Source organism: Halorubrum sp. Ib24 (assembly GCF_002252745.1).
In the GTDB taxonomy this organism is placed as follows: domain Archaea; phylum Halobacteriota; class Halobacteria; order Halobacteriales; family Haloferacaceae; genus Halorubrum.
In genome coordinates this window covers 24,158-31,845 of record NZ_NHOX01000029.1, presented here as the reverse complement: position 1 = coordinate 31,845, position 7,688 = coordinate 24,158, and the positions used below count along the sequence as shown (strand labels likewise).

Below are 7,688 nucleotides of genomic sequence, written 5' to 3'. Positions count from 1 at the left end.
AGCAGGCGGTCCGCCACCGAGCGGTACTGGTCGAGGGTCATCTACCGTCCCGACCGTCGCGGCGGGCTCATATATAATCGATGAAGTCGACGGTGCCGGCGCTCGGCTCGCGCTCGCCCTCGATCGCGGCGCGGATCTCGTCGGCCACGGCCGCGGGGTCGCGGTCGGTCGTGTCGATCTCGTAGACGTTCTCGACGCCGTGCTCCGCGACGGCCTCCGAGAGGATCACGTCGAGCGCCTCGCTCTCCGCGTTCTCGCGAGCCTTGCGAGCGAGAGCTCGAGACGGTTCATCCGGCTCGGCGTTCTCCTCGGCGGTCGCGTCCGACTCCCCGCGCTCACGGAGCCGAGTCTCGACCGTCTCCGGGCGACAGCGCAGGACAATCACGCGGTCGACGTCGAAGCGGTGGGCGAGGTGGGAGTCGAGCACGCCCGACCACTCCCCGAGGCGGTCGCGCACCGCGTCGAGGTCGGCGACGAGGGTGTCGCGCTCGACGTCGCGCTCGGTCCAGAGGTCGTCGTCGCCCTTGATGCGGTCGTTGAGGTGGATCACGTCGTACTCACCCTCCAAGAGGGCGGTCGCGGTCGACTTGCCGGTTCCGGGGGTGCCGGTGACGGCGACGCGGGCGGGGGCGCCGTCGGCGCCGGTGCCGGCGGCGTCTCGCTCGCTCCCGCTCACGCCCGAACACCGAGGCCGAGGTCGGCGAGCGTCTCGTTCAGTCGCTCGACCGCCTCGCGCGTCTCCTCGCGGGTGCCGGTCGAGATCCGGACGTGGTTCGGAAGGCCGAACGAGGTGCAGTCACGGATGATCACGCCGCGCTCTTGGGCCGCGTCGGCGACCCGCTCCGCGTCGCCGACCTCGGCGAGCACGAAGTTGCCGGCCGACTCGACCGTGGGCGCGTCGAGCTCGTCCGCGATGTGCTCGCGGGCCCACCGCGCCGACTCGATCGACTCCTCGACGTGGTCCTCGTCGTCGAGGGCGGCGAGCGCGGCCCGGCAGGCGAGCTCGTTCGCCGCGAACGGGGTGTTCACTCGGGCGTACGCCTCGCCCCACGCCTCGGGGACGACGCTGTAGCCGATCCGGAGCCCCGCGAGCCCGTACGCCTTCGAGAACGTCCGGAGCACCGCCACGTCGTCGCGCTCGTCGACCAGCGGGATCGCGCTGTCGACCGCGGCGAACTCGCCGTACGCCTCGTCGACGACGACGAGCGTCTCCTCGGCGGTCGCGTCCGCGATCGCCTCGACGTCGTCCAGGGGCAACGTCGACCCAGAGGGGTTGTGCGGGGAGGTGACGTAGACGATCCGCTCGCCGCCGTAAGCGCTCAGGACCGTCTCCGCGTCCTGCGCGAACCCGTCGGCCGCGTCGAGCGCGTACTCCGTCACCTCGCCGTGGTGGTACCGGGCCGACATCCCGTAGTAGGCGAAGCCGGGCGTCGGGACGAGGACGGCGTCGTCGGGCTCTAAGGCGGCCCGCGCGAGGTAGTCGATCGAGCCGTCGGCACCGGGCGAGACCCAGACCTGCTCGGTCGCCACGTCCCACTTCTCCGCGATCTTCGCGGTGAGGTCCGTATGCGAGGACTTCGGGTACTGGTGGACGCGGTCGGCGTGCTCGCGGATCGCCTCGACCGCCGCCGGGCTCGGGCCGTGCGGGTTCTCGTTCGAGGAGAGCTTGATCAGGTCGTCGGGGTCGATCCCGCGTTCGCGGGCGACCTCCTCGACGCCTCGTCCCGGGACGTACGGCGAGTGGTCCGAGAGATCGCGTGGTTCCATGACCGTTCGTCCGGGACGGTCGGTCTTAAGGGTGGCCGAACGGATCCCGGATCGGACCCGCTCACCGGAGGTCCGCGGCCCGTCGCTCCGCCTCGGCGACGACCGACGGTCGACCCGCGAACGCGACCGTCACGCCGTCCGGAGCGTACGTCACGTCGCGGACCTCACCGCTGTCGTGCGCCCACGACAGCAGCGCCTGCGCCGCGCCCGAGTTCGGCAGTCGGAGGGTCGTCGCCTCCGTCGGCAGCGCCGAGCGGAGCGCCTCCCGGACCGCGTCGACCCCCGCTCCCGTGAGCGCGCTCGCCGGGACGGCCGGTTCGAGCGCCTCGGCGACGGCGTGGCCGTCAGCGTTCAGGTCCGCCGCGGCGTCCGTGAGGGCCTCGCGGCGGGCGCGGAGCTCGCGACCGTCGAGTAAGTCGACCTTGTTGAGCACCGGGACGACCGGGCCGGCCGTCTCCTCGACGGCGGAGAGGGTCGCCCGGACGCGGTCGCCGACCGTCTCGGGATCGTCGGCGGCGTCGACGACGAGCAGGACCGCGTCGGCGTCGCGGACCGACTCGATCGTCGCCCGGAACGACCGGACGCTCCGGTGCGGGAGCGCGTCGACGAACCCGACCGTGTCGGTGACGAGGGTCCGTCGGCCGCCGAGCGTCGCCCGACGGGTGGTCACGTCGAGCGTCTCGAAGGGGCGATCGGCGGCCGAGACGGAGTCGTCGATGTCGGCGTGAGTTCCCGGATCGTCGTGGGTTCCCGGACCGTCGACGTCGTCGGCGAGGCGTCGGAGCAGCGTCGATTTGCCGGCGTTGGTGTACCCGGCCAGCGCGACCGCGTCGAACCCCGCCCGCCGGCGCTGCTCTCGCCGCTCGCTCCGGGCCTCCGTCACCTCGCTGAGGGCGCGTCGAGCGTCGTCGATCCGACGCTCCACGTCGAGGACCCGTCGGTCGTCCTCGTTGTGGTACCGGAGGTCGGTCGCGTAGTCGCGCGCGATGAGCTCCCGGAGCCGCGGCTTCAGGTACTCGAGGCGGGCGAGCTCGACCTGTAGCTCGGCCGCGCGCGAGCCGGCCCCCTCGGCGAACAGGTCGAGGACCAGCCGCGTCCGGTCGATCGGTTCGACCCCGTCCGGGAGCAGGTCGGAGAGCGACGCCGTCTGCCCGGGCGAGAGTTCGCCGTCGTAGATCACGGCGTCGACGTCCTCGATCGACGCCCGGCGCATCAGCTCCTCCGCCTTGCCGCGGCCGAGTCCGTACGTCGGGTCCTCGCGGCGCCGCTGGGTGACCTCGCCGACGACCTCGTACCCCGCGGAGCGGGCGAGCCCGCGGATCTCGTCCGTCTCGGGGCGAACGTCGGCGTCGCGCGCGGCGATCAGCGCACGGCCGGCGTCGAGGCGGTGCGTCCGGCGTCGGTCGTTGTCGGTTCCGTCTCGCGTCTCGTCGTCGGATTTCTCGTCTCGTGACATCGGGTCGTCGGGCGCTCGCGTCGGCCCGGAGAGGGGTTCGACACCGCCGACCGCGGACTCGCGACGTCCGGCACGCGGCGGCGACGACGAACCGTGTTCTGGAGCGATACCCTGCGCGATCGAGAGGCGTCGAAGGTCGCCGGAGAGCGGACCGCCCCGGAACGGAGGGCGATTGTCTCCGAGACCGAGTCTCTCGGTCGCACTGGTCGGGCGCTGGCCGGGGCCTCCGAAGCGGGCGGAGACGGGTGCGCGGAGTCGTCGCGAGCCGCGGTCAGCGCGAGAACGAGATGGACTTCACGTATTGGTTACCGAACCGACGATACATAAGCGTTCACCGGAAACGAGGTGTGCGATCGGGGCCCAGGGAGCGCCGGACGGCGCGATCCCGTCCGCCGCTCAGGGGACGCGCACGTCGTGTTCGAGCGTCCCGACGCCCTCTATCTCCACCTCGACGGTGTCGCCGTCGGAGAGCGCGCCGACGCCCTCCGGCGTGCCCGTCGCGATGACGTCGCCGGCCTCCAGCGTGAGGTACGTCGTGATCTCTTCGATCAGGGTCGGCACGTCGAAGATGAGGTGCTCGCGGTCGCTCGACTGCTTCGTCTCGCCGTTCACTCGGAGCTCGACGCCGGCGTCCGCGGGGACCTCCTCGGGCGTCGCCATCACCGGACCGAGCGGCGCGGCGTTGTCGAACGCCTTCCCGCGCACCCAGTTCTGCTCGCGGTTCTGGTCGTCGCGGTTCGACACGTCGTTCATGCAGGTGAACCCCGCGACGACGTCCATCGCGTCGTCGGCGTCGACGGCCTTGCACTGCTCGCCGATCACGACCGCCAGCTCGGCCTCCCAGTCGATCCGGTCTTTCCCCTCGGGGACGGTGACCGTGTCGCCGTGGCTCGCCAGCGCGTTCGGCGGCTTGAGAAAGAGGAGCGGGCGATCCGGCACGTCGTTGCCGAGCTCGGCCGCGTGGTCGGCGTAGTTGCGCCCGATACAGACGATCTTCGAGGGGTCCGTCGGCGGGAGCACGTCGTCGGCGGGGTCGTCGAGCGCGTACTCGTCGCCGCCGAAGGCGACGGCGTCGCTCTCGGAATCGTAGGTGCCTTCGCGGATCGATCCGGCCGGGTCGCGGAACCGTGCGCGGTGCATGTGCGGCGTGGGGCGACGCGGATAAAAAGCGTTCCCGGTCGACGCAAGGCGGCCGACCGCACACCTATTTGTGGAGGCCGGCCCGCCGTCCGGTATGGCCGACGACACAGCCGACGGAGAAATCGACGCGGAAGCGCGCGACTACGACGACGTCCGGTACGCGGTGAGCGAGGGGGTCGCGACGGTCACCATCGACCGCCCGGACGTGTACAACGCCTTCACCCGGACCACGGTCCTCGAACTCAACGACGCGGTGCGGCGGGCCGAGCGCGACGACGGCGTGTACGCGACGGTCCTCACGGGCGCTGGCGACGGGTTCTGCGCCGGGGCGGACACGACGGAGATGCCCGACTGGGACGATCAGTACCCGGAGGAGTACGGGGCGTTCCTCTGGCTCATCCAGCAGCTCGTCTGGCGGCTCCGGACGGCCGCGACGCCCTCGGTCGCCGCGGTGAATGGCCCGGCGATCGGCGCCGGCTGCGACTTCGCGCTCGCCTGCGACCTGCGCACGATCGCCGACGACGCGGTCATGCGCGAGGGGTTCGTCAACGTCGGGCTCGTCCCCGGCGACGGCGGCGGGTGGCTCCTTCCCCGGCTGATCGGCGAGTCGAAGGCCCGCGAGTACCTGCTGACCGGCCGGGACATCACTCCAGAGGACGCCGTCGACATCGGGCTCGCTACGGAGCGGGCCGAGGACGCTCTCGCGGCCGCCACCGCGCTCGCCGAGGAGATCCGGGACAAGCCGAGGACCGCCGTCCGGCACACGAACCGGCTGATCGATCCACAACAGAGCTTCGACGAGTACTGTCGGAAGGCGGCCGAGTACCAGTGGGACTGCGTCATCGACCCCGAACACGAGGAGGCGGTCGCGGCGTTCAACGAGAAGCGCGAGCCCGATTACGGCCGGTCGTACGACGAGTAGCGAGGGCGGACGCAAGCGTCTGGGAGGTGACTCGCCGCGCTACCGCACGAAGACCGGCAGCGGGCCGACCGGCGCTACCGCGCCGAGACCGGCGGCACGCCGTCCTCCTTCAGCGCCCGAGCGATGGTGTTCAGCTGCATCTCGTCCGTGCCGGCCGCGATACGGCGGCTCCGCGCGAAGCGGTAGAGGTACTCCAGCGGGTGGCCCCGCTGGTAGGCGCGGGCGCCGACGATCTGGACCGCCTCGCTCGCGACCTGCTCGACCATCTGCGAGCAGTGGAGCTTCGCGGTCGATGTCTGGGGCCGCGGCGGGGCGGGGTCGTGGCCCTGCGCGCCGGCGGCCGACATATACACCAGCGACGCCGCGGTCTCGACGTTCCGGTACATCTCCGCGAGCCGCCACTCGATCCCCTGGAACTCGTCGAGCGGCTGATCGAACTGCTCGCGGTCGGTCGCGTACGCCAGCGCCTGCTCCAGCGCGGCCTCCGCCCACGCGACCGTGAGCACCGAGCTGCCGAGCCGCTCCCAGTTGAGCGAGACCAGCTGCTGTTTGAACGCCTCCGTCCCCCGAGTCAGGACGTGCGTCTCGGGGATCACGACGTCGTCGATCGTGAAGTGCGTCTGCGCGTACCCGGCCATGTTCGTGTACACCTCCTCGATCTCGACGCCGGGGTCGTCGTAGGGAATCACGACCGACCCGAGCCCCTCGGGGAACCTGACCCAGGCGACCGCCGCGTCGCCGAAGGGGACGCCGCCGACCCAGGTCTTCTCGCCGTTACACACGAGCTTCCCGTCCTCCTCAGTCACCTCGGTCGACATCGACCCCACGTCCGAGCCGGCGTCGGGCTCCGAGATGGCGATGGAGACGAAGCTCTCGCCGGCGGTGACGGCGGGGAGGTACTCTTCCTTGACCGCGTCGGACCCGAAGAGGTCGATCGCCCGCGGTCCGACCATCCCCTGCATGTAGGTGAACCACCCCGTGTCGGGACACTCTCGCCCGACCGCCTGTGTGAGGAGCATCGCCGCCACGTCGGAGCGGCCCTGCCCGCCGTACTCCTCGGAGATGGACGGGCAGTAGAGGTCCGCCTCGGCGAGCCGCCGGAGGTTCTCCCACGGCACGTCGCCCCCCCAGGTGTAGGCGTCCTCGGCGAACTCCGCGGCGACCGCTTCGGCCTGCTCGGCGAACTCGCGCTGCGCGGCTGTTAGCGCCTGCATGGGCGTTGTTGTCGGGCAGACGCTGATAAGCGGTCTGGTCCGTCCCCCCCCCGCCCGGTACGCCGTCCGCGTCAGCCGTCGGCCGCGCGGTCGGTCGCCGCCCCCGAGCCGTCGCCATCGGCGTCGTCAGTCGATCCGACGGTCTCCCAGTCGCCGGTCGATCCCCCGGCCTCGACGCGATCCGTCGGGTCGACGCTCTCGGCGCGGCCGTCCGCCGCTCCCTCCGACCCGCCGAACAGCTCCTCGCGGGCGCAGTCCTCGCAGTAGCGGTTTCGCTCGATCGCGTGCGTCCGGACCGGCACGCCAGCCGCGACCGTCTCGTCGCGGCGGCGACGGACGACCCCGCGCTCGAAGGACTCGCCGCAGACGACGCACGGGGACTCTGTGCGCTCCGTCGCTCGGATCACCCGGTGGTCGACGGTCCGGATCCGACCGAACCGGGAGAGCCCGTGTCGCCGGCGCAGACGTCGCTCCGCGGGCGGCGTCAGCGCGAGGCCGACGAGCGCGAACGCGGCGCCGAACGCCGCGCCGGGGAGCGCTCCCTGTCTCGCTGAGACGACGGCGATCCCGAGCCCGATCAGCAGGAGGATGCCGCCCAAGAGGTACCCGGAGAGGGCCACGAGCGGGTCGTCGTTCCCGTCTGGTGCGGGGAGTTCGCCGTCCGGAATCGGGCCGTCGGAGACGCTAAGCCGCCGCGTTTCGGCCAGCTCGGAGTAGTGGTACCAGCCGTACAGCAGGTTCCCGACGCCGCCTGTCGTCAGGAGGAGGAGCACGTGGACGGGGATCGAGCCCACCCCCCTGTCGACGAGGACGACCCGATCGTCGCGGTCCTCGACGAGTTCCCAGCCGTCGTCGAGGTGGTCGCTCACCCGGGCGCGGAACGCGCGGCGCGCCTCGGTATCGACCGCATCGTCGGGTCGACGGGTCACGCGACCGCCTGCTCCGGGCCGCGCCGCCCCGCACTCGGCGCAGAACTCGTCGTCGGGCGCGAGCCGCTCGCCGCAGTCGGCGCAGTACGCGACGCCGCCGCCGGTCCGCACCTCGGCGCCGCAGCCGGGACAGAAGTTCGCGTCCGGCGGGAGGGTCCGGCCGCACTCGCGACACGCGTCGGTGGATGGGGGGCTCCCGGTCCGCTCGGAGGGCATGATCTACCGGTTGAGTCGGAGCGGTGTTAATTCCTCTCCCGACG

At 71.9% G+C, this 7,688-nt stretch carries 7 protein-coding genes; 1 reads left to right on the top strand and 6 read right to left on the bottom strand.

Annotated elements, in window-relative coordinates; translation table 11 throughout:
• Nucleotides 1-67: 67 nt before the first annotated feature.
• From DJ82_RS07920 to DJ82_RS07905, 4 genes are all read right to left on the bottom strand, one after another.
• Nucleotides 68-676 carry an adenylate kinase family protein gene (locus DJ82_RS07920; protein ID WP_094525556.1) on the bottom strand — a complete coding sequence of 203 codons (609 nt, stop codon included), beginning with the start codon at nucleotides 674-676 and terminating at the stop codon, nucleotides 68-70.
• Entirely contained in the window at nucleotides 673-1,767 is a 1,095-nt protein-coding gene (hisC, locus tag DJ82_RS07915) for a histidinol-phosphate transaminase (protein ID WP_094525558.1), read from the bottom strand. Before hisC ends, DJ82_RS07920 begins: the two co-directional genes overlap by 4 nt.
• Before the next feature lie 61 nt (nucleotides 1,768-1,828).
• The gene (gene hflX, locus DJ82_RS07910) at nucleotides 1,829-3,223 is read right to left on the bottom strand and encodes a GTPase HflX (protein WP_094581511.1); all 1,395 of its coding nucleotides are present in this window, start codon (nucleotides 3,221-3,223) and stop codon (nucleotides 1,829-1,831) included.
• A 396-nt stretch (nucleotides 3,224-3,619) separates the two neighbouring features.
• A complete protein-coding gene (locus DJ82_RS07905; protein WP_094581510.1) occupies nucleotides 3,620-4,363 on the bottom strand; it encodes a fumarylacetoacetate hydrolase family protein in 744 nt (247 codons plus the stop codon).
• A gap of 94 nt (nucleotides 4,364-4,457) precedes the next feature.
• On the opposite strand from DJ82_RS07905, the gene DJ82_RS07900 reads away from it, so the two are divergent.
• Nucleotides 4,458-5,285: an enoyl-CoA hydratase/isomerase family protein gene (locus DJ82_RS07900; RefSeq protein WP_094525564.1), complete on the top strand. Its 828-nt coding sequence runs from the start codon at nucleotides 4,458-4,460 to the stop codon at nucleotides 5,283-5,285.
• 74 nt (nucleotides 5,286-5,359) lie between these two features.
• On the opposite strand, the gene DJ82_RS07895 is transcribed toward DJ82_RS07900, so the two are convergent.
• Both DJ82_RS07895 and DJ82_RS07890 read right to left on the bottom strand, forming a co-directional pair.
• The gene (locus tag DJ82_RS07895; protein ID WP_094581509.1) at nucleotides 5,360-6,499 is read right to left on the bottom strand and encodes an acyl-CoA dehydrogenase family protein; all 1,140 of its coding nucleotides are present in this window, start codon (nucleotides 6,497-6,499) and stop codon (nucleotides 5,360-5,362) included.
• A gap of 71 nt (nucleotides 6,500-6,570) precedes the next feature.
• On the bottom strand, nucleotides 6,571-7,644 hold the full coding sequence (locus tag DJ82_RS07890; RefSeq protein ID WP_094581508.1) for a zinc ribbon domain-containing protein: 1,074 nt from the start codon (nucleotides 7,642-7,644) through the stop codon (nucleotides 6,571-6,573).
• Between the last annotated feature and the right edge of the window lie 44 nt (nucleotides 7,645-7,688).

What these genes read in the sequence shown, in the direction of transcription:
- DJ82_RS07900 (WP_094525564.1), top strand. Translation starts at nt 4,458, where the DNA reads ATGGCCGACGACACAGCCGACGGAGAAATCGACGCGGAAGCGCGCGAC.
- DJ82_RS07895 (WP_094581509.1), bottom strand. Translation starts at nt 6,499, where the DNA reads ATGCAGGCGCTAACAGCCGCGCAGCGCGAGTTCGCCGAGCAGGCCGAA.
- hflX (WP_094581511.1), bottom strand. Translation starts at nt 3,223, where the DNA reads ATGTCACGAGACGAGAAATCCGACGACGAGACGCGAGACGGAACCGAC.
- hisC (WP_094525558.1), bottom strand. Translation starts at nt 1,767, where the DNA reads ATGGAACCACGCGATCTCTCGGACCACTCGCCGTACGTCCCGGGACGA.
- DJ82_RS07890 (WP_094581508.1), bottom strand. Translation starts at nt 7,644, where the DNA reads ATGCCCTCCGAGCGGACCGGGAGCCCCCCATCCACCGACGCGTGTCGC.
- DJ82_RS07905 (WP_094581510.1), bottom strand. Translation starts at nt 4,363, where the DNA reads ATGCACCGCGCACGGTTCCGCGACCCGGCCGGATCGATCCGCGAAGGC.